At 44.3% G+C, this 21,946-nt stretch carries 18 protein-coding genes; 11 read left to right on the top strand and 7 right to left on the bottom strand.

The features are described 5' to 3' along the window. Positions 1-94: 94 nt before the first annotated feature. Both IGJ42_RS10775 and IGJ42_RS10770 read left to right on the top strand, forming a co-directional pair. Complete coding sequence (locus IGJ42_RS10775) at positions 95-1,966, top strand: beta-glucoside-specific PTS transporter subunit IIABC (protein ID WP_429969264.1); 1,872 nt, start codon at positions 95-97, stop codon at positions 1,964-1,966. Between the two features lie 16 nt (positions 1,967-1,982). Then, the gene (locus IGJ42_RS10770) at positions 1,983-3,410 is read left to right on the top strand and encodes a 6-phospho-beta-glucosidase (RefSeq protein ID WP_139960097.1); all 1,428 of its coding nucleotides are present in this window, start codon (positions 1,983-1,985) and stop codon (positions 3,408-3,410) included. A 106-nt stretch (positions 3,411-3,516) separates the two neighbouring features. On the opposite strand, the gene IGJ42_RS10765 is transcribed toward IGJ42_RS10770, so the two are convergent. Together IGJ42_RS10765 and IGJ42_RS10760 are read right to left on the bottom strand one after the other, a co-directional pair. Next, the gene (locus tag IGJ42_RS10765) at positions 3,517-5,220 is read right to left on the bottom strand and encodes a sensor histidine kinase (protein WP_139960098.1); all 1,704 of its coding nucleotides are present in this window, start codon (positions 5,218-5,220) and stop codon (positions 3,517-3,519) included. Then, positions 5,217-6,740, bottom strand: a complete 1,524-nt coding sequence (locus tag IGJ42_RS10760; protein WP_139960099.1) for a response regulator transcription factor — start codon at positions 6,738-6,740, stop codon at positions 5,217-5,219. Before IGJ42_RS10760 ends, IGJ42_RS10765 begins: the two co-directional genes overlap by 4 nt. Positions 6,741-6,908: 168 nt before the next feature. Here IGJ42_RS10760 and IGJ42_RS10755 point away from each other — a divergent pair, with 168 nt between their 5' ends. From IGJ42_RS10755 to IGJ42_RS10730, 6 genes are all read left to right on the top strand, one after another. Then, entirely contained in the window at positions 6,909-8,198 is a 1,290-nt protein-coding gene (locus IGJ42_RS10755; protein ID WP_008378836.1) for an ABC transporter substrate-binding protein, read from the top strand. Between the two features lie 61 nt (positions 8,199-8,259). Then, positions 8,260-9,135: a carbohydrate ABC transporter permease gene (locus IGJ42_RS10750; RefSeq protein ID WP_005225588.1), complete on the top strand. Its 876-nt coding sequence runs from the start codon at positions 8,260-8,262 to the stop codon at positions 9,133-9,135. Continuing rightward, entirely contained in the window at positions 9,132-9,953 is an 822-nt protein-coding gene (locus tag IGJ42_RS10745; protein ID WP_008378833.1) for a carbohydrate ABC transporter permease, read from the top strand. Before IGJ42_RS10750 ends, IGJ42_RS10745 begins: the two co-directional genes overlap by 4 nt. Positions 9,954-9,993: 40 nt before the next feature. Then, positions 9,994-12,186 (top strand): alpha-galactosidase, encoded by a 2,193-nt coding sequence (locus IGJ42_RS10740; protein ID WP_429969263.1) that lies wholly within the window; start codon positions 9,994-9,996, stop codon positions 12,184-12,186. A gap of 190 nt (positions 12,187-12,376) precedes the next feature. Beyond that, positions 12,377-12,655 (top strand): (4Fe-4S)-binding protein, encoded by a 279-nt coding sequence (locus IGJ42_RS10735; RefSeq protein WP_008378829.1) that lies wholly within the window; start codon positions 12,377-12,379, stop codon positions 12,653-12,655. Further along, a complete protein-coding gene (locus tag IGJ42_RS10730) occupies positions 12,643-12,915 on the top strand; it encodes a GNAT family N-acetyltransferase (protein ID WP_005234932.1) in 273 nt (90 codons plus the stop codon). The genes IGJ42_RS10735 and IGJ42_RS10730 overlap by 13 nt, the downstream gene beginning before the upstream one ends. A 69-nt stretch (positions 12,916-12,984) precedes the next feature. Here IGJ42_RS10730 and IGJ42_RS10725 read toward each other — a convergent pair whose 3' ends face one another. The 5 genes from IGJ42_RS10725 to IGJ42_RS10705 all read right to left on the bottom strand — a co-directional run bounded on the left by IGJ42_RS10725 (position 12,985) and on the right by IGJ42_RS10705 (position 18,536). After that, entirely contained in the window at positions 12,985-14,739 is a 1,755-nt protein-coding gene (locus tag IGJ42_RS10725) for an ABC transporter ATP-binding protein (protein WP_429969261.1), read from the bottom strand. Then, positions 14,736-16,466 (bottom strand): ABC transporter ATP-binding protein, encoded by a 1,731-nt coding sequence (locus tag IGJ42_RS10720; RefSeq protein ID WP_313151197.1) that lies wholly within the window; start codon positions 16,464-16,466, stop codon positions 14,736-14,738. The genes IGJ42_RS10725 and IGJ42_RS10720 overlap by 4 nt, the downstream gene beginning before the upstream one ends. A 15-nt stretch (positions 16,467-16,481) precedes the next feature. Beyond that, the gene (locus tag IGJ42_RS10715) at positions 16,482-17,021 is read right to left on the bottom strand and encodes a GNAT family N-acetyltransferase (RefSeq protein WP_429969260.1); all 540 of its coding nucleotides are present in this window, start codon (positions 17,019-17,021) and stop codon (positions 16,482-16,484) included. A gap of 149 nt (positions 17,022-17,170) precedes the next feature. After that, positions 17,171-17,530, bottom strand: a complete 360-nt coding sequence (locus IGJ42_RS10710; RefSeq protein ID WP_429969259.1) for a hypothetical protein — start codon at positions 17,528-17,530, stop codon at positions 17,171-17,173. A 73-nt stretch (positions 17,531-17,603) separates the two neighbouring features. After that, positions 17,604-18,536: a helix-turn-helix transcriptional regulator gene (locus IGJ42_RS10705; protein WP_313151199.1), complete on the bottom strand. Its 933-nt coding sequence runs from the start codon at positions 18,534-18,536 to the stop codon at positions 17,604-17,606. A 77-nt stretch (positions 18,537-18,613) separates the two neighbouring features. Between IGJ42_RS10705 and IGJ42_RS10700 the strand changes: the two genes are divergently transcribed. The 3 genes from IGJ42_RS10700 (at position 18,614) to IGJ42_RS10690 (ending at position 21,493) form a co-directional block, all read left to right on the top strand. Then, the gene (locus tag IGJ42_RS10700; RefSeq protein ID WP_042890471.1) at positions 18,614-19,078 is read left to right on the top strand and encodes a VOC family protein; all 465 of its coding nucleotides are present in this window, start codon (positions 18,614-18,616) and stop codon (positions 19,076-19,078) included. A 193-nt stretch (positions 19,079-19,271) separates the two neighbouring features. Beyond that, positions 19,272-20,399, top strand: a complete 1,128-nt coding sequence (locus IGJ42_RS10695; protein WP_008378814.1) for an LCP family protein — start codon at positions 19,272-19,274, stop codon at positions 20,397-20,399. Between the two features lie 176 nt (positions 20,400-20,575). Beyond that, positions 20,576-21,493, top strand: coding sequence for a cation diffusion facilitator family transporter (locus tag IGJ42_RS10690; protein WP_144330518.1), 918 nt, complete (start codon positions 20,576-20,578; stop codon positions 21,491-21,493). Positions 21,494-21,946 lie beyond the last annotated feature (453 nt).

Below are 21,946 nucleotides of genomic sequence, written 5' to 3'. Positions count from 1 at the left end.
TATACCTAAATGAACTCCCAAGGGGTTTGTTTAGGTATTTTTTTATGGTTTGACACACAAAAAACAAGCGAAAGACCAAAATAGGAGGAACGACATGAATTACAAAGAGTTAGCAAAAACGATCATCACCAATGTTGGTGGGGAAGAAAATATCCAAAGCTTGACCCATTGTGCGACACGCTTGCGCTTCAACTTGAAAGATGATAGCAAACCCCAAGAAAGTACTTTAAAACATACACCAGGGATCATGGGTGTGGTCAATAAAGGTGGGCAATACCAAGTAATCATCGGTAGTGATGTTGGCAATGTCTACAACGAAATCACTGCCCAAACCAATTTGACTAGTGACCAAGAAACAGTAGAAGACGATCGCGGACGTGTTGCGAAAGTCATCGATACGATCACCGGGATCTTCACTCCAATATTACCAGCCATCACGGCAGCTGGGATGCTAAAAGCGGTTCTTTCATTGCTAGTGGTCTTCAATGTCTTGACGGCAGAGAGTCAAAGTTACCAAATATTAAACTTTATGGCGGATGCGGCGTTCTACTTCTTGCCAATTTTGCTGGCTGCTTCTTCTGCACAAAAATTCAAAGCCAATATGTACTTAGCTATGATGGTGGGGGGGATTTTACTCCATCCGAACTTTATCGCGATGGTGACAGCAGTCAATGAGGTAGGCGGCGGCATCCATTTATTCGGCTTGCCGATTTCACCAGTGAGTTATTCATCATCGGTTATCCCAATCATCTTGAGTGTTTGGTTCATGTCTTACGTTGAACCGATCGCCGATAAAGTCTCGCCAAAAGCAATCAAATTCTTCAGCAAACCGTTGCTAACGATCTTCGTCGTAGGGACAGTAGCATTAGTTGCTTTAGGCCCTCTAGGCTACATGATCAGTGAAGCGATCTCTACAGGGATCCAAGCCTTAGAAACGGTTAGCCCATGGATCGTTCCATTACTGATTGGTGCCTTCACACCATTGTTCGTGGCAACTGGTACCCACTATGGATTGGTTCCTATCGGTATCAACAACCGGATGACCACAGGTTATGACACAGTGATCTACCCTGGCATGCTGGCTTCAAACGTCAGTCAGGGAGCTGCAGCTATCGGCGTTGGTTTTAAATCAAAAGATTCTACGATCAAACAACTGGCATTTTCTGCTGGTCTGACTGGGCTATTCGGCATTACTGAACCGGCGTTGTATGGGGTCAATTTGCGGTTTAAAACACCCTTGTATGCAGCAATGATCGGTGGCGGATTTGGTGGTCTATTTATGGGGATCATGCGTGTCCGCAATTTCTCAGGCGGATCACCAGGCCTGTTGACTTTGCCAAGCTATATCGGCGATGACACCTTACGTCATTTGACCAATGCTTGTATCGGTGCGGCAATCAGTATCGTGATCACATTTATTGCGACATTATTCTTATACAAAGACCCTGTCACAGAAGAAGCACCTGAAGCAACACCGGCAGACAAAGCGCAAGAACCCGCACATCAAATCAGCGGCGCAGAGATCAAAGCACCTTTAAAAGGGGAACTAAAAAGCTTGCAAGCAGTCAATGACGGCATGTTTTCGGAAGAGATTCTTGGACAAGGGGTAGCGATTGAGCCAACCGTCGGAGAAGTGCTAGCTCCAGTAAACGGGACTGTCACAGCAGTCTTTGATTCAAAACATGCCATTGGCTTGACTAGTGAGGAAGGCATTGAGCTGTTGATCCACGTGGGGATCGATACGGTGCAATTGAATGGCGAAGGCTATGCCTATCAAGCAGAAAAAGGGCAAAAAGTATCAGTCGGGGATCCATTGATTACGTTTGATATTGAATTTATCAAAGAAAAAGGCTATCCAGTAATCACGCCGATTGTTATCACCAACAGTACTGAAGTGGGGGACATTTTGACGGCTAACAGTGGCCCGATTACGTTTGGCGATCAAATCATCAAAGTGATCGGCTAAAAAAGGAGAATAAGACATGGGATTTCCAAAAAACTTTTTATGGGGCGGTGCAACAGCCGCCAATCAATGTGAAGGCGGGTTTGATCAAGGCGGGCGTGGGCTTGCCAATGTCGATGTAATTCCGACTGGCAAGGACCGCCGAGCAGTTATTACCGGCAAGCGTGAGATGCTTGCCTTTGAAGAAGGGTATTTCTATCCAGCCAAAGAAGCGATCGATATGTACCATCATTTCAAAGAAGATATCGCCTTGTTTGCGGAGATGGGCTTTAAAACCTATCGTTTATCGATTGCTTGGTCAAGAATTTTTCCGAAGGGGGACGAAGAAACCCCTAATGAAGAAGGCTTGCGCTTTTATGAAGAACTATTTTTAGAGTGCCGGAAATACCAAATCGAACCCTTGGTGACGATCACTCATTTTGACTGTCCGATCCATTTGATCAAAGAATATGGCGGCTGGCGCAACCGCAAGATGATCAGCTTTTATGAAAATCTTTGTCAGGCAATCTTTACTCGATACAAAGGATTGGTGAAGTACTGGCTGACCTTTAACGAAATCAATATGATCTTGCATGCCCCGTTTCTCGGTGCAGGGCTGACCTTTGCTGAAGGCGAAAATGAAGAACAAGTCAAATACCAAGCTGCTCATCATGAGTTAGTCGCAAGTGCGTTGGCAACAAAAATCGCCCACGAGATCGATCCAGAAAATAAAGTTGGCTGTATGCTGGCTGCGGCTAGTTATTATCCTTACAGCTGCAATCCGAAAGATGTCTGGGAAAGCAAAAAAAGCGATCGCGGCAACTATTTCTTTATCGATGTGCAATCGCGAGGAGAATATCCAAATTATGGTTTGAAGATGCTAGCTGATAAAGGAATCACTTTGGAACGAACCGCCGAAGATGCGGCTTTATTAAAAGCCCATACCGTCGATTTTATTTCCTTTTCATACTATGCCTCTCGGGTTGCTGCTTCAGAAGATTCCGGTGTTGAGAAAACGGAAGGCAACTTGTTCCCGACCATTAAAAACCCGTATTTAGAAGCGTCAGAATGGGGCTGGCAGATTGATCCGCTTGGTTTGCGAATCACGATGAATGATCTCTATGATCGTTACCAAAAGCCGCTTTTCATCGTCGAAAACGGTCTAGGAGCGGTGGATACGCCAAACGAAGATGGAAAAATCAATGATGTGTATCGCATCGACTATCTACGTGCGCATATCGCTGCGATGAAAGAAGCGATTGACCAAGACGGTGTGGAACTGTTGGGCTATACTTCATGGGGCTGTATCGATTTGGTTTCTGCAGGAACCGGAGAAATGAAGAAACGCTATGGCTATATCTATGTCGATCGCGACAATGAAGGCAATGGCACATTAGCCCGCAGCAAAAAGCAATCCTTTTATTGGTACAAAAAAGTGATTGCCTCAAATGGGGAAGACTTGGCTTAAGCCAGTTAACTAACGATTATCATTAAGGAAAGAAACGCCAGCGGAACAGAACTGCTCATGGAAGCAGCCTGGTTCTGTTGGCGTTTTTCTTATTTAACGAAAGAAATTATTCTGCTTCCTCCCGCTGGATCGGCAGCAGCAAGCGAACGGTGGTTCCTTCGTTGATGCGTGATTCTACAGTCAATCCGTATTTTTCCCCATAGAGCAGCTTGATACGCTGATCAATATTGTCCAAGCCAATACCCGAATAGTGTTCAAAGTGGTTCGCGGAGCTGGTTGGGTGCTCTTCATTGAACCCGATGCCCGTATCGATGATCTCAATTTTCAGGCCTTCCTTACTGACACGAGAAAAAATCTGGATCAATCCTGAATCCTCTTCGGGAAAGGCATGCAGGTAGGCATTTTCGATAATCGGTTGCAAAATCATCTTCGGTACGAGAATATCTTCGCAGCCATCTTCTGAAAAAATCGTTGACTGGATGCGATTGCCGTAACGTACGTTCATTAAAACGAGGTATTCTTCCACGATCGCTAGCTCATCCTTTAAGGGGACGATCTCTTTGCGGTTAAAGGTGTGCCGCAACAATTGGACAAAGCTTTCAATCGCTTGGGTGGCGGCTTCTTGTTCGTTTTGCCAGATCAAAAACTTGATGGCAGTCAATGTGTTGTAGACAAAATGCGGTTGGATCTGCATTTGCAACGAGCGGATCTCGAACTTGCGTTTTTCGGCTTCTGTAACCATTAAATGATCGACATAAGATTCCAAGTCCTCTAGCATCAAGTTATACGCACGCCCCAATTCTCGCGTTTCGTATGTCCCGTTGATGGTAACCTTGTCGCTGAAATCGCCTTGTGTGACCGCAGGCAGCTTGGCAATCAGCTGATAAATCGGTTGGGTGATGTTGCGGATGATCCAAAATGCCAGCAGACTAAAAAGTAAAATACTGACGACAGAAATCAAAAGAGCTGGCTTGATCAGATTCATATTGCGTACTAGATGCGATTCATCCAAAACATCGTAAAAAGTAAAATGATACGAATAAAGGGGCAGCTGATTGATGCTAGTATCTCTTTTGACCGTGACGAGGCGATCTTCAAACGGCTGGCCTAAAAGGCTCGGATCAGAAGTGGAAAGAATTTGATTTTGTTCATTGACGATATAGATCGAGTGGAGACTGGTATCTAAGAGTTGACGATAAATTGAAGAAAAATCAGATTCCTTTAAGAAAATCAGGGCATAGCCGAAAATCGTTTCTTCTTTCATCAATTTGCGCACGTACATCAAGCCAGGGGAGTCGCTGGTGGAGGTACTTAAGCCTTGGTCCAAGAAATAATACTGACTGATGGCGACATTGTCATTGATTTGCTGGATAAAGGTACTGGCGAGAAAATCATCCACCGATTGATTGCGAACCGCATCGTTTTGAAAAAAAGTACCCCCGTTGACCCCAATCAACACTAAGTTTGAGGGGATGTCTTGAAACAAAGAGCGGGTGTCTTTTAATTGCTCGTTTAATTCTAAAATCGTACGGCCTTGATTCATGTCGCCTTCTAAGTATGTTTCAACGGCTTTGCTTTCATCGACGATATCAAAAATTCGATGGATATTCTCGTTCAGACGCTCATAATCTTCTTGGATTTTTTCCAGTAGCAGCTGATTGGAACTCTGGTACGAAGCAACATAGGCATCTTTCGAGCGACCATAGATCACGACGACGGTTAGCAGACAAACACTAATGACCCCGACGACAACAAAGAGGAAGATCCGACTGAATAATTCATTTTTCTGAATCCATTGGTTGATTTTCATAATTGATTCAACCGCCGATACTTCGATGGGGTGACTTGGCATTCTTTCTTAAAGATGCGAGAAAAATAGCTGATATCCGAATACCCGACCGCTTCACTGATTTCAGATAGATTCAGATCAGATTGTGTCAGTAGTTCTTTGGCTTTATCCAAGCGGGTTTTCTTTACATACTCAGAAAAGCTCATTTTCAGTTTCGCAGAAAGAAAAGCCGAAAGATAGGTGTAACTAAAATGAAAGGTTTCAGCCAGTTCAGACAAAGACAGACTTTTAGTGTAGTTGTCTTGAATGAAGCGCTGGATCGCAACGAGTAGATCATCTTCATCCAGCGGTGATAAGGTCGTCAGCTGTTGACGAATATCATCAATGGTCGCCAACAACAAATCAGAAAAATCTTCCAAATACTGCACGTGACCGATGGCATGCAAAAATTCGGCTTTTAAGCGGCTAAAGCGTGGAGCAGTGGGAAATTCTTCTTCCAAGCGGGACAGTAACGTGTAAAAAATACTGCTGGCCTGCTGTTTTAAAAATGTCGGATCGACATTGGATAAGATCATGTCATTAAAATATTCCTCAATTCTGGTGATTCCTAATAAAAAGTTGTTGTCTAACAAAGCCCGTAAGAACTTCTTCGTATCAAAGCGATCACTTTCAATGTACAAAAAGAGTTCTTGTTCTGGCACCAACCGTTGACGTTTATAAAAAAACGATTGTCCTTGGCTTTTGGCTTTGAGGGTCACAAAATGGTCCCGCAACTGTTCAATCTTTTGAAAGGGCACACTGAGAGTAAAGAAGGCGTCTGGCTCGGTAAAACGCAACTGTTCCAACGTTTCTTTCAAAGAGGAATAAACATCCGTTCCTTCTGGATAACTGATCACTAAGCCGGCATCTTTGTTACTGGTTTGAAAAAAGAGCGTCTTTACCTGCGGTTGTGATTGAGTAAATTCCGTTAATGCATGCAGCAGCTGATCATTGGCACGAAAGCCGCTAAAATTGGTGGTCAAAATTTGGGCTTGCTGTTGCGACTGATCTAATGCAAGGTAGTCCGCCAAAGGAGCCAACGGTTCTTCATACCCTGCTAAATAGCGATTCAACGATTCTTGCAGCTGCGTCTCCTCAGTCACGGAGCCTTTTGTATGTGACAGCTTTTGTGTGATGTTGTGTAGCGTCTTCAACAAGAGTGTCGGTGTCAGTGTCGGTTTTAAAAGATAATCTACGGCACCATTTCTAAAAGATTGACTGACGTATTGGAAATCATCGTAGCTGCTCAAGACCAAAAAATGGACTTCTGGATATTGTTGTTGAATGATCGTTGTGAGTTGAAGGCCGTCCATTTGTGGCATTTTCAAATCCGTAATCACGATGTCGGGATTCAGCTCATGGATCAGCGCCAATGCTTCTTGCCCGTTCGCTGCATCGCCTAAGAGACGGAACCCTTCTTGCTCCCAACGTATCATATGTTTCAATCCATCTCGGATCGTTGCCTCATCATCAACGACTAAGACCGTGCGTAAAATAGTCATGGTATCCCCCCTATATCTCTTCTTTATTATAAACGCTTTCAAAAAAGAAAGGTATTGTAACTTTTTTCTATTTTTGGACAAATTTAGTAAGCTCTTTCATAATCATTGAATACGGTTACAAAATCAGTGTATAGTTAGCCTTGTAAATAAAAGGAAAGAGGGATAAAAATGAAAAAACTACTTGCATCGATGGTAACGGCGGCTGCAGTGCTGACTTTGGCGGCTTGCGGAAACAGCAACACAAGCTCTGGGGATTCCGGCGAGTCCTCAAACAAAGTCACGGTCTGGGCATGGGATGAGACCTTCAACATCAAGGCAGTCAATGAAGCCAAAAAAGTGTATGAAAATCAAGATGTCGATGTGGAAGTTGTGACGATGTCGCAAGATGATATCGTCCAAAAATTAAATACTAGTCTGGCATCAGGAAATACGGACGGACTGCCAAATATCGTCTTGATCGAAGACTACCGCATCCAAGGGTACCTTTCTTCTTATCCAGATGCGTTTAGTGATCTAACGGATATCGTGAATGAGGAGGATTTCTCCAGCTATAAATTTGCGGTCAATAAAGTCGACGATGTCATTTATGGGGTGCCATTTGACAGTGGCGTCGCAGGACTATTTTACCGCACAGATTATTTGACCGATGCAGGCTATGAGCAAGCGGATCTCCAAGATATTACCTGGGATGATTTTATCAGCATTGCCAAAGATGTCAAAGAAAAAACGGGTCACGCTATGATGTCGTTAGACCCAAGCGATCTTGGCTTGGCACGAATCATTATGCAATCGGCAGGCGAATGGTATACCGGTGAAGATGGCTCCACCGTGACCATCAAAGACAATGAATCCTTCAAAGCCGGTCTAAATGTCTTGGCAACATTGTTGAATGAAGGCTTAGTTGAACAAGTTTCCGATTGGGATGGCGGGGTCAATGCTGTTCAATCGGGGAATGTTGCGTCTGCGCCAACCGGTGCGTGGTATTCTAGCACAATTCAAGGCGCTGAAGATCAAAGCGGCAAATGGGCGATCGCTCCGATCCCATCCATCGCTGGCGATAGCAATTCAGTCAATGCTTCCAGCATCGGCGGAGCAGGCTGGTACGTGATCAAAGGGGTTGACGGCGAAGAAAATGCCAAAGACTTTTTAGCCAATACCTTTGCTTCAAACAAAGAATTGATGGGTACATTAGCTACCGAGATCGGTCTAGTTTCAACCATGAATGCTGCAGAAGAAACGGAAGAATATACGTCGGGTCTTGATTTCTATGGCGGTCAAAAAGTCTTCCAAGATTTCTCACAATGGTCACAAGAAATTCCAGCCGTGAACTACGGCAATCACACCTATGCCATTGAATCCGTCTTGACTGAAAGCTTGCAACGAGTGATCAACGGTGAAGACATCGATAAAGTATTAGAAGAAGCACAATCACAAGTGGAAGCACAAATTGCAAACTAATCGAACAACTTTGCAGAAACTCGTGAGCGATCGCGAGTTTCTGTGTTAAGGGGGAATTACAATGAAAAACAAAACAAAAAATTGGTTTGCAAACGGCAATGCCTTTATTACCTTACCCGTCATTTTGATCACGATGCTGGTCTTTATCCCGATGGTCTCGGCATTGTTCACATCATTCCAATCAGGACCACCGACAGCGATGACCTTTAACGGTCTTGGCAACTATCAGCGGATGTTGAGCGACTCAACCTTTAAAAAAGCCTTTGGCAATACGTTTTTATACTTATTAGTCCAAGTTCCGATCATGCTCTTTTTGGCGTTGATCGTATCGAACATATTGAATGACAAAAAATTGAAATTTAAAGGGCTGTTCCGCACCGCCTTGTTTTTACCATGTATCACATCCTTGGTTTCTTATTCCTTGATCATGAAAAGTCTCTTTTCGGCAAACGGGTTAGTCAATAACTTTTTGACGCAGCTACATCTGATCGATGCGCCGATCCAATGGTTGACAGATCCTTTTTGGGCAAAAGTACTGATTATTTTTGCCATCACGTGGCGTTGGACCGGCTACAATATGATCTTTTTCATCTCAGGCATGCAGAATATCGATCCAAGTATTTATGAAGCGGCAGAGATCGATGGCGCTTCAAAATGGGATCAATTCTTCAAAATCACGATTCCCAACTTGCGTCCAATCATCCTATTTACCACGATCACTTCAACGATCGGTACGCTGCAATTATTCGATGAAGTTCAAAATATTACTGGCGGTGGACCAGCCAATGCTACGACGACCTTGTCACAATACATCTACAATTTAAGTTACAAATTCACGCCAAACTTTGGATATGCCGCTGCGGTCTCCTTTGTTATCGTGATTGCAATCGTGATTTTATCGATCATCCAAACGAAAATAGGAGGAAAAGAAAATTGAAAACAATCTCACTCACTTTAAAATACGTCTTTCTTGCGATTTTGGCTTTCATCTCTATTTTTCCATTTGTTTGGATGATCCTAGGGATGACCAATCAAACCTTTGATATCGTTGCCGGGAAAATCATGATTGGGGATCAGTTGGTCATCAACTTCCAAAATCTTTTTTCTTCCGATTTGAATTTTACTCGGGCATTAGGAAACTCAGCGGTGATTGCCGTGATTACGACCTTCTTTGCACTGTTGTTCTCCTCCATGGCAGGGTATGGCTTTGAGATCTATCGGACGAAAACCAAAGACCGTATCTTTAATATTCTATTGCTGTCGATGATGGTACCTTTTGCCGCTCTAATGATCCCGTTATATCGGATGTTCAGCAAGCTTAGCGGCACACCAATCGGGATCAATACCTTCGCTGTCGTGATTTTGCCCTCGGTCTGTACCGCCTTTTTGATTTTCTTTTTCCGCCAAAACATCAAGGCATTCCCTAGAGAATTAGTCGAAGCTGCTCGGATCGATGGCTTGAATGAACTGAGTATTTTCTTTAGAGTCTACATGCCGACGGCTAAAAATACTTATGCAGCTGCCGCGATCATTACGTTTATGGGCAGCTGGAACAATTATTTGTGGCCATTAGTTGCCTTGCAATCACCAGACAAACGGACCGTTCCACTGGTTCTTTCGGCTATGGGTGCTTCTTATACACCTGATTATGGCATGATGATGTGCGGCATCGTGATCGCCACACTGCCGACGGCCATCATTTTTTTCGTTTTACAAAAACAATTTGTCCAAGGGATGCTGGGCTCCGTGAAATAAGCGGGACATCAGCAAACAAATACAAAGTAGAGGGTACGATATGATTCTTTTTGACAAACAATTAAACGTCTTTCATTTAAGCAACGATCAAATCAGCTATCTCATACAAATAGAAGAAGGGGGCAATGTGGCACACCTTTATTTTGGAAAAAAAATCGCTCATTATTCTGGCGGCTATCGTTATCCACGTCTTGATCGGTCCTTTTCGCCCAATCCCCCAGACAGCAGCGACCGACTTTTCTCATTAGACACCTTGATGATGGAATTTCCTGGCAACGGCTTCGGAGATTTTCGAGAAGCAGCTTATAGGATTCGCCAGTCTAACGGTAGCCGAGTCAGCCATTTTGTCTTTAGTGATTACCAGATTCAACAAGGCAAACCCGCCCTAGCAGGATTGCCTCAGACCCATGGTGCCGTCGACGGGATCGAAACACTGATTCTGTCCTTAAAAGATGATGTGACGGGACTCGAACTGCAGCTGTTTTACACGATTTTCGAGGATGCGGCAGTGATCGTCCGCTCAAGTAAAGTAATCAACCACGGAAACCAGCCTGTTACGATCGAGCAGCTGGCGAGTCAAGCGCTCGATTTTCCTAACCGTCCCTTTGATTTGATCCACTTGCCGGGGGCATGGGCGAAAGAACGCCAAGTCACCCGAGAACCAATCAATCGCGGCATCAAGCGTTTGGACAGCAAGCGTGGTTCCAGTAGCCATCAGCAAAATCCCTTTGCCGTCATACTGGAACCTAATGCTACGGAGTTTGCTGGGGAGTGTTTTGGTTTTAGTTTGCTGTATAGTGGCAACCATGAAATTATCATCGAAAAAGATCCTTACCATCAGACTCGTGTGATCATGGGGATCAACAGCCATCAATTTGCCTGGCAATTGCCGCCAACTGAAAGCTTTCAAGCCCCAGAAGCCGTGATTGCTTATAGTGAGGCTGGCTTGAACCAGCTGTCAGCCACCTATCATGACTTTTATGATGAGCATTTGATTCGGGGCAAATACAAAAAGCAAGAACGGCCGATCCTGATCAATAACTGGGAAGCAACGTACTTTGATTTCAATGAAGAAAAACTGGATGCCCTCGTTGATGAAGCGAAGGAGCTGGGAATCGAACTGTTTGTTTTGGATGACGGCTGGTTTGGTCAGCGAGAAGATGACCAAACCTCATTAGGCGATTGGTTTGAAAACGAAGGCAAGCTAGCTTCTGGCTTGGCAGGATTTGCCCAAAAAGTCCATGACAAAGAGCTGCAATTCGGGCTTTGGCTGGAACCAGAAATGGTTTCGGGCGACAGTGAACTGAACCGACAACACCCCGATTGGCTGTTACAAGTACCAAATCGCAAGCCAGCGCTTAGCCGCAGTCAGTATGTGTTGGACTTTTCTCGACAAGATGTCAGAGACCATCTCTATCAGCAATTATCCCAACTGTTTGATACGGTTGCCATCGACTATATCAAATGGGACATGAACCGCAGTCTGTCGGATGTCTATTCCTTGCTCCTCGATCCTGCCCAGCAAGGGGAGGTCGCGCATCGCTATCTGCTGGGCTTGTACGAGTTCCTCGAGAAACTGACCACTGCCTATCCGACGATCCTGTTTGAAGGCTGTTCTGGCGGCGGCGGGCGCTTTGATGCCGGTTTCTTGTATTATATGCCGCAGATTTGGACCAGCGACAACACCGACGCCATCGCCCGCTTGAAGATCCAGTACGGTACCAGTCTGGTCTATCCGCCATCCACCATGGGTGCGCATGTCTCAGCGATCCCGAACCATCAGACCCAACGGGCAACGGATCTAGCGATTCGCGGCAATGCTGCGATGTCCGGCTTGCTGGGCTATGAGCTTGATTTAACACAGCTGACAGCAGAAGAAAAAACGCAAATCAAAGAACAAATCACTTTTTATAAAAAACATCGGCGCCTGCTGCAGTTGGGCCGCTTTGTTCGACTGCTCAGCCCTTATGAAGGCAATGACGCCGCCTGGCTGTATGTTTCTCAGGATAAAAAAGAAGCGATCGTCTTTTACTTCCGAGTCTTAGCTGAAGCCTCTGCACCATTGGTTACTTTAAAGCTGGCTGGTCTTGATCCTGACCTCACCTATCAAAGTGGGGGAGAGAGCTTCGGTGGCGATGAATTGATGCAACTCGGGTTGTATATCGATCCTCATTTAGCCGGGGATTACGCCACGCAGCGGTTTCATTTTGTTGCAAAAGTGCCCCACGAATGAAAAAAGCGTCCCGTCAAAGCAGCATGTTTTGACGGGACGCTTTATTGTGCTGCCGCAAGCTTTTGGCTAATGATCGGCAACTGAGAGGCTATTTTAGAACAAATGATTTATTTTTTTCTCGAGAAGTCGTATGATGAAGGAGGAGGCAGGCAGTTTGCTTCTGACAATCAGTAAGAGGAGGGTGTTCAACATGGACGAACAGCCACTAGCGAATGAAACAGAAGAAGGGTTGATTGCTGCAGGATATCGGAAGTATCGTGGTGAAGCGATCGATATTTATTACAACAAAGAGATCTGCACCCACAGCGGTAATTGTGTGCGGGGCAATCCCGCCATTTTTGAAGTTGGACGGCGTCCCTGGGTGATTCCTGATAATGGGGAAGCAGCCCAAGCGGCACAAGTGATCCATACCTGTCCAAGCGGTGCATTAAAGTATGTGTTAAAGGAGGAACAATCATGGAAATCTTAGAAGAAAATGCTCGATTTGTGTTAAAAGACGGTGACAAAGAAATTGGTGAAATGACGTGGTCAAAAGCCGGTGAAACGCGTATGATCATTGATCATACCTTTGTCGATCCTGCTTATCGGGGACAAGGACTCGCCGAAAAATTAGTGGCAAAAGGGGTGGAAAAAGCCCGCAAAGAACAAAAGAAAATCATTCCTTTGTGTCCCTTTGCCAAAAAAGAATTTGAACGCAAACCAGAATATGCGGATGTTTGGAACCAATAAATCAACCAAAACAACCCCCACCAACTCAAGAGGCTCTCTTTGAGGTGGTGGGGGTTGTTGTATGACTGATCAATGTTGGAATTGAGCATGGTACAGGCGATAGTAATAGCCTTGTTCTGCCAGTAATTCTTCATGGGTTCCTTGCTCCACGATTTGACCGGCATCCATTACAAGGATCTTGTCTGCTGCTCGAATCGTTGATAACCGATGGGCGATCACAAAGCTGGTTTTGCCTTCCATCATTTTCAAAAAGGCATCTTGAATTTTTTTCTCAGTCAGAGTATCAACCGAACTGGTTGCTTCATCCAAAATCAGCATTGGTGGGTTACTGATCATCGTGCGGGCAATCGTCAATAGCTGTCGTTGTCCGTCAGAGATCTTGATGCCTTGATGACCGATCGGTGTATCTAGTGTTTCTGGTAAGCGCATCACATATTCATACATATAGGCATGCTTTAGGGCATCATAGATTTCTTCATCTGTGGCAGTGTCATTTCCGTATTGCAAGTTTTCTCGTAAAGAGGCATCAAAGAGCCATGTATCTTGCAAGACCATTCCGAAGCTTTGCCGTAATTCTTCTCGTTTCAACTGACGAATATCGGTGCCATCGATCTTGATCGCGCCTTTATCGACATCATAGAAACGCATCAACAAATTGACCAACGTCGATTTACCGGCACCGGTTTTTCCGACGATTGCGACGGTTTCTCCAGGTTTTGCAGTAAAAGTGAAATCTTCGATCAATTTTTGACCAGGATCATAAGCAAAAGACACCTCCTCAAAGGTAATCTCGCCTTTGATCTCTCCCAGTGATTGAGATTCTTGATCATCGGCTGTTTCTGGCTCTTGATCCAACAGCTCAAAGGTTCTTGAAAGTCCAGCCAATGCCGTTTGGATCTGGGTCGTAATTCCTGACAATTCAATGAATGGTTTCGAAAACTGACTGGAGTAGATCGTAAAGCTGGAAATCATCCCAACCGTGACAGCACCTGTACCAGAAAAGTAAAGCAGACCGCCGACAAAGCCGACTGACAGATACGCCAAATGATCGACGAATCGTGAAAGGGGATTGGTCAAAGAAGAAGAAAACTGTGCCTTTTGCCCACGGACATTCAATTCTTGGTTGATCGTTTCAAAACGGTTTTGGTTGATGGTTTCTCGATCAAAGGCTTTGACGATTTTTTGATTGCCGATCATTTCCGTAACAAAGCCAGAAATTTCGCCGACGATTTCTTGTTGCCGAGCAAAATGCGATTGTGACGTTCGTGCCACGATCCAGTTGACCAAAAAGATGATCGGGGTCGAAACCAATACGACCAACGTTAAGGGCACACTCATTTGCAGCATGACGACTAAGGCGATCAAGACGACCGAAATACCAGAAAACAGCTGGTTGAAGACTGCAGCGACGGCAATGGAAATATTATCCATGTCATTGGTAAAACGACTGACGATGTTGCCGTGGGAGTTTTGGTCATAATAGCGCAAAGGCAATGTATTGAGATGCGCAAAACCTTTTTTGCGCAAATCGGCGACAGATAAATACGCCACGCGGTTACCCAGTCGCTGGATCAACCATTGACTGACCACAGTCACTAAAACCACTCCGGCAAACAGAAGCAAAATACGATAGAGAGTGCTAAATTGCACTTGATCAGCACCTATCAGCTGATCGACGGCTTGACCAATCTGATACGTCATATAAACTGAGGAGACACCAGCAGCAATCCCGAGGACAACTGCTGCCCAAGTTTCCTTCGCATAGGCAGTCAAATAAGGGAGGTAGCGACGAAAGGCCGACCAATCGAATGATTTCTTTTTCATGCTTCTTCCTCCTCTGCCTGTGATGCGACGATTTCTTGGTATTCTTTTGAAGATGCCAACAGCTCTTCATGGGTCCCTTTGCCTACCAAATTCCCTTGGTCTAAGACTAAGATCTGCTGCGCATCTTGAATGGAGCGAACCCGTTGAGAGATAATGATGACCGTGCCACGAATGCTTTCTTTTAAAGCCATCCGCAAATCAAGATCGGTTTGATAGTCAAGGGCACTTAGAGAATCATCCAAAATCAAGATATCTGGTTTAGCGATCAATGCTCTGGCAATCGTTAACCGTTGTTTTTGTCCCCCAGAAAAGTTCTTGCCCCCTTCAAAAATCGGGGTATCCAGTTGCTGCGGCAAGGCTTCAACGAAGTCGCGGCTTTGAGCGATTTCGAGTGCTCGCCAACACTCTTCATCGGTGGCATCTTTTTTGCCCCATTGCAAGTTTTCTCGAATCGTTCCCGTAAACAGCACGGCGGTTTGAGGCACCATGGCGATTTTTTGGCGTAATTGCTGTAAAGGCCATTTCCGCACATCGTGTCCGTCAACGATCACTTTGCCATCTGCCACATCGTAGAAGCGGGGGATCAATTGGGTCAAGGCAGATTTCCCACTCCCGGTTGGTCCAGTGATACCTAAAATAGACCCCGGCGCGACTTGGAAATCAATGTTTTTCAAGGCTAATCCGTATTCTTTTGAAAAGCGGAAATCAACGTGCTCAAAGCGAATCGCTCCGACGTTGTTTTTCGGCTGATCCATAAAGACTTCTGAAAGCTCGTCGCCGATCGACGGCTCAGTGGCTAACACTTCGTTGATCCGTGAACCAGATGCTGCCGCACGGGTAAAGATGATCACTAAGTTGGAAACCACGATCAAAGCTAAGAGCATTTGATTCATGTAATTGACCAGTGCCAATACTTGTCCTTGCTGCAAATTGCCAATATTGACCTTGAATCCACCGATATAAAACAACGCGATAATGCCGACATTCATGATCAAGGTGGTGGCAGGCGTCAATAAGGCAGAGAGATTTGTGACCCGTAAATAGACCTCACTTAAATCATCAGTTGCCTTATCAAAGCGTTTCGTTTCCGTTTTTGTGCGGGCAAAGGCACGAATCACCCGAATCCCGCTTAAATTTTGACTAACTAGCTCATTCAACTCATCTAAATGGACTTGAACTTTCTTATACAATGGCACGGTTTTGGCGATGATCCAGAATAAGACGATACAAAAGAGCGGTAAAACGAGTAGGAAAATCAAGCCAGCTTGCCAATCAATGACAAAGGCCATAATCACAGAACCGATACTTAAGAAGGGCGCCCGGACAACCAGCCGAATCAGCATCGCCAAAGCAATCTGCATCTGATTGATGTCGTTGGTCATTCGAGTAATCAACGTATCAGTACCGAATAAGTTCAGTTCGCTATGGGAAAGGGTGTTGATTTTTTTCATCAAGCGATTGCGTAATTCTGTCCCGAATCCTTGAGAAGCGACGGAAGCATAATACTGACAGATGACGGCACAGATCATCCCCACCACGGACATCACGATCATCCAGATCGTCATTTCAACGACCTTCGACCAATTGTTTTGCCGTAGGCCCTCATCGACTAAAGCGGCCATCTGCAAAGGCAGAACCAATTCAAACACCGCTTCTAAAAATTTGAAAAACGGACCAAGAATAATCTGTTTGCGATAATCCTTGGCGTAGCGTAACAAGCTTATCATAAAAAACCTCCTAAATTATTTCGAATGAGCAGGATATTCACTGGCTAAACAGGCAAAAACCAAACTATCGGTCCATTCCCCCTTGTTCCACCAGTCTTGGATAAAATGTGCTTCTTGGCGCAATCCAATCCGTTGGCAAAGCTTGGCTGAGGCCTGATTGCGGGCATCTAGCGTCGCTTGTACCCGATGGATCTTCTGACTGGCAAACAACCAGTCCATCAACTCTTTCAAGGCTTCTTGAGCAAACCCTTGTCCGCCAAATGACGGATGGAAGGCATAGCCGATTTCAACGGAAGACGGCTGACCAGTAGACCACACCGACAAATCGCCGATGACCGTTTGATCGTGTAGTACCGCCAAAGAAAGACCTGCTTGGTCCGTCAAGGTGTGCTGTTGACATTTTTTGGCAAAAGCCGCCGCTGCCGTTTCTGTCTGCCAAGGCTCATGAAGTAAGAAACGGCAAACTTCCGCTTGCTGATAAATAGCAAAGGTATCGGCAAAATCACTTTCTTGAAACGGACGGATCGTTAACCGTTCACTTTCCATACATACCATAGACAGCCTCCATTTCTTTAGGGACATCTTACCATAGAACGAAATAGCCGAAAACATTATCAGAAAAATACAACAACTTTCTTGTAAAAGAGTGTAAATTTCATGAAAATTCTTTCTTTTACAATTAGAACTTGCCAGTTGCTGCCTATTTACCACGCCTGCCAGCGGGCAAGAAAGGTTTTTTGCCAATCCCCCAAGGGCAAAATCACTCGCTGCATTTGAAAACGGTAGGTTTCCCCTTTATAAGTAAAGCGAATCGGGACGAGCATCCCTACAACAGGATCTTTGTGCTGTTTTTTTAGCTCAGCAAGCGGCACGATTTTGTGCTGCAGGACTTTTGTCGAGAAAAGATTCAATGCCAAAATCGTCAATTGCTGATCATCTAAGACGAGCAGGGTACGGCTGGTGATGGCATTGAAGGACTGCCATTTTGCATAGCCGATGGCAGCTCCTTCCGTCAAATAGGGGGTTGCCAACGCTTGGAAGGTTTTTTTATTTAAAAGAAACATGGGTAGAAAACTCCTTATAAGTAAGAATCGTTTTAGGCAGAGTGTCAACCATCATCGAACAGCGTGAAGACGCTTAGTCAGTTGTAAATGGCTGCAGCATCCGCCGAACTTTTTCAGTATACGCCTGTTTGAGGGCTAACGGTTCGATTTCTTTGATGGTTGGCCCAAATTGCAAGAGAAAGTCAGCTAGAAAATCAAGCTCATTGTCGGCAATGTGTCCTTCTAAGCAAAGCTCACTAGGACGTTCCACCACTGCCATATCAGGATATTTTTCTTGCCACAAGCGTTCCTTTGCCGATAGATCAAAGCGGATGTGATAGCCCAGTGTTTGTGTCAACACTTGTTGCTGCAGCTGTTTTTCAGCTAACTGCTGCAAGGTATAGCCTGTTTTTTCAGTCGGAGCAAGTCCCTGCATTGCATCACAGCGATAGCGGCGAAAGGCCTGCTTTTGACAATCAAAGGCCAAACAATACCAGTAACCAGCACGAAAATCCAGCTGATAGGGTTGTACGGTCTTGTTCGTTTTTTGATAACGCTGATAGGTAAATTGGATGACCTGTTCTTGTACGATTGCTGAAAAAAGCGCTGAGAGGATCGGTGCACTCGTCAATTGAGGCACCCCTTGAAACGAAACCGCCGTCTCCATTTTTTCTAACCAGTCGGTATCTCCTTGATAAAAAGACTGCAAAAGTTTTCGCCGCAGCCCTTGATAGCTCCGATCAAAAGGAGAATCGGACAGTTTTTGTAAGAGCTGTAAAGCAAAGAAAAGGGTATAACGTTCATTTTTGTCAAAGTACAAGGGGGTCAGTTGATTTTTTAAGATCTGATAGCCGCCATAACGACCGGCTTCTACCACGAGAGGCAAGCCCAGCTCTTCCAACGATTGGACATCGCGGACGGCTGTACGTTTTGAAATCGCAAAGGTTTCCATCAAATCAGCTAGATGAAAAGTGGTTTTTCCTTGTAAATACAATAGCTCCTGAGTTAAACGTTCTGATTTTTTCATTTCTTTCTCCAATGGTGCCAAGTTTTGGCAATATTCACAGTTACACTTATGGTAACAAGAAAAGGAGGAACCAACAAATGATCGAACCAAAAATCGCTTTATTTTTGACCTTAGACGGCAAAGCCCAAGAAGCCATCCACTTTTATCAGGAAACATTAGACGCGACCCTCTTATTCGCCATCACCAACCAAGAATATCAAAAAAAACTTGATCCAACGCTGGAGATTCTTGCAGGTCAAGAACAGTATCTTTCTCATTCCATCCTACAAATCGGAGATTTCCAGTTGCAGCTGGCTGACAATCCATTGATCGAAGGGGAGCCCATTCAAGCAGGGAATCACTTATCCTTGAGTTTGACGATAGACGACACCAAAACAGCTCAAAAGCTTTATCAACGACTAGTGGAAAAGGGCAGTCAGGTGATCCAGGCACCTAGTGAAAATCCGTTTGCGTTTTTTTATGCAAGTGTTCGCGATCCATTTGGTGTAATTATTCAGCTTACTGTCGAAAAAGAAGTTGATCCATCAAAAAAGGGTGAATGAAAAAAATCGTTTTTTAATAAAATATCCATAGAAGTTGACTAATTATCCAGCTTTCTTTCATCATCAGAATTATTTTTAAGGAATGTTTAAAGGACTTCACAGAAAAAGAATAAAACTTCTTAAAAAAATAGGCGGATCGCAAAAATTCTGGTACAATCGGGGAGAGCAATTCAGGAGAAATGAAGGAGGCACTATGGATAGAAAGACGAGATATAAACAGCAAAGAGCCCACAAAGCGCGCAACAAACGCGTGATTATTGGAGGAATCTTTCTTTTCGCCATTGCAGGCATCGTTTTATTTGCCGGCTATACGTATTATGCAGCAAAAAATTCAGTGGATAAAATGTTTAAAGAATCCGCTGTAATCAGTTCCAATAAAAGTAAAGAAGACAACTCATTGAAAGCTTCTGATGTTAATTCAAAGTTTGGGATCTTGCTGATGGGTGTCGATAATGACGCGGAACGTGAAAAGACAGAACATTTGGACAGTGCCCGTACCGACAGTTTGATTTACATGGTATATGATGGCGAAAACAAGAAAATCGATATGGTTAGTCTCCCTAGAGATATTTGGACCAATATTTATGATGGAACAGGAACTGGGACAATTGCTACTACAGCCAAGATCAATAGTGCATTCACGATTGGTGAGGAAGACGCAACGATTGAAACAGTCCAAAACTACCTGCAATTGCCAATTGACTATTACGTAAACATCAATTTTACAAGTTTTGAAAAAATAATCGATGCGATTGGCGGAATCACTGTTGATGTGCCTTACGACATCAACAAGAAATATACTTCAGACAACACGGGAGAAACGTTGATTCCAGAAGGACGTCAATTGTTGAACGGTGAACAAGCCTTGATTTTTGCCCGTATCCGGAAAATGGATACTGATGTGGATCGAGGAAACCGTCAGCAAGAAGTTATTGAAGCAGCGATCCACCAAGCTTTGAAAATCAATAATGTCACCAAGTACCAAGAAATTTTAGATTCTGTCAGCGAAGATGTGAATACAAACTTTAAGTTTGAAGACTTAGTATCTTTAGCGGGCAATATGTTGTCTGGGTTCGATATTCAAAAACATACCTTTGAATGGTACGATGGGGAATCTTATGATGGACAATCGATCGTATATATTCAAGACTATTCTTACAATGAAATCCGTAATGATATGCTGAAAGCCTTAGGTCAAGCACCAGCAGATTCGCAAGCAGATGCCAATACAGAAACACAAACCGGTGTTGGAAACGAGACAGGTGCAGGAACTGGTGACGGATACGGCTCGGATGTCGTTGATGACGGAACCGGCTACTAATCAAGAGAAAAAAGTCAGGAACATTCCTGACTTTTTTTATACCCTCAGACCTTTAAAAATCGATTGAAAACAAGTTCAGTCTCTCAAGCCGCTTTCGTTTGCATCTCAGAAGTGCAGTGCTATTCTTAAGAAAAGAGACAACTTGTTGCAGCAAGTCATACACTGGGGGAGGAACCATGATGGAAAAACAGCAAGAACAAAAAGCCCGTAGAATCGTTTTGCTGACCCACGTCTTAGGGTTGATCATGAAAGCCATCGGCTACTTCTTTAGCGGCAGTGCTGTCTTGATGAACGAAAGTATCCATAGTCTGATCGATTGCATCAATCAAGGACTTCTAGCCATCGGTGAAAACCGAGCACAGCGAGGACGCAGTGAACTGCATCAGTTTGGTGAAGGACGAGCGACCTATTTTTTTAGTACCGTAGTTGCCATGACAGTTTTTTTAGGCGGTGGGATTTTAGCGGTTGTTGAAGCCAGCCGTGATCTACTAGACCCAACCCACGAAGTGGAACAGCTCCAGCTGGTGGCAGCGATCTTATTTGTCAGTTTGTTCATTGAAGTGACGGCTGTACAAGAGGGATGGCAAGAAGTCAAAGAACAAAACAAGCAAAACCAGCCCCTCGTCCGTTTCTTAAAAGAAAGCCGCGATTCCGATCTGCTTTTAGGCTTCACGGAAAATTTGTTTGCCTTAGGTAGTGTGACGATCGCCATCGCAGGAATCTCATTGACTGCTTTGACAGGCAATCCGGTATTTGATTCCCTCGGGGGCATTTTAGGTGGATTGTTGTTGATAGCTGCTGCTGTCTTTTTAGCCAAAGAATTTTATAGCCTTTTGATTGGCGAAGGGGCATCCGCATCAGATTTAATGGCGATCAAACAAATTTTAGCCAACCCTGCCATCATTCAAATCAAAGATTTACGAACCCTCCATCTAAGCCCAGAGGAACTTTTGATCGTCGCCGACCTTAGCTTGAAACTAGCGCCGGATGAAGAACCAAGCACGTTTATTGATACCATTGAGCAGCAAATAAAGCAGGCTTTGCCTGAACTGAGGGTCTATTGCTATATCGAGAGTGAGGAAATTACCTCTTAAAGTAGAATAAATACGAAGCATTCTTCGGTTGGTGATTCACAATTCAACCCAGGAATGCTTGTTTTGGGTAGTGGTGAGCTCGTGTTGAATGAACACAAAGGATCAATGGCTTGTTTTAACTTTAGGCTTTTTTGACGATCAGGAATTAGATTGTAAGCGGAAAGATGCAGCGGTTTATCTATTTTTTTAGCAGTAAACAGTTTTTTTGTTCAAAAGTTTGTGTTTTTTTGTTAAAATAAAGTAAGGACAGTGAGCGATCTCTTTTTAAAGTTATTTTTTTGCTAGAGTTGTAACATTGTAAATCACAACATAGCGAAAGCTCAGGTTATTAAGAAAACGCCGAAACGAGTGCCTGTTTGCCATTACTGGCATGCTGTCAAATCGACACCAAAAGCTGAGGTGCTAATTTTGTCACGACTGTTTTTTTACTTTACTTGTGAAGCAAAATCCTTT

It is taken from the genome of Enterococcus sp. DIV1067f, assembly GCF_050543505.1.
GTDB lineage: Bacteria > Bacillota > Bacilli > Lactobacillales > Enterococcaceae > Enterococcus_D > Enterococcus_D entomosocium.
This window is presented reverse-complemented; position numbering and strand designations above follow the sequence as displayed.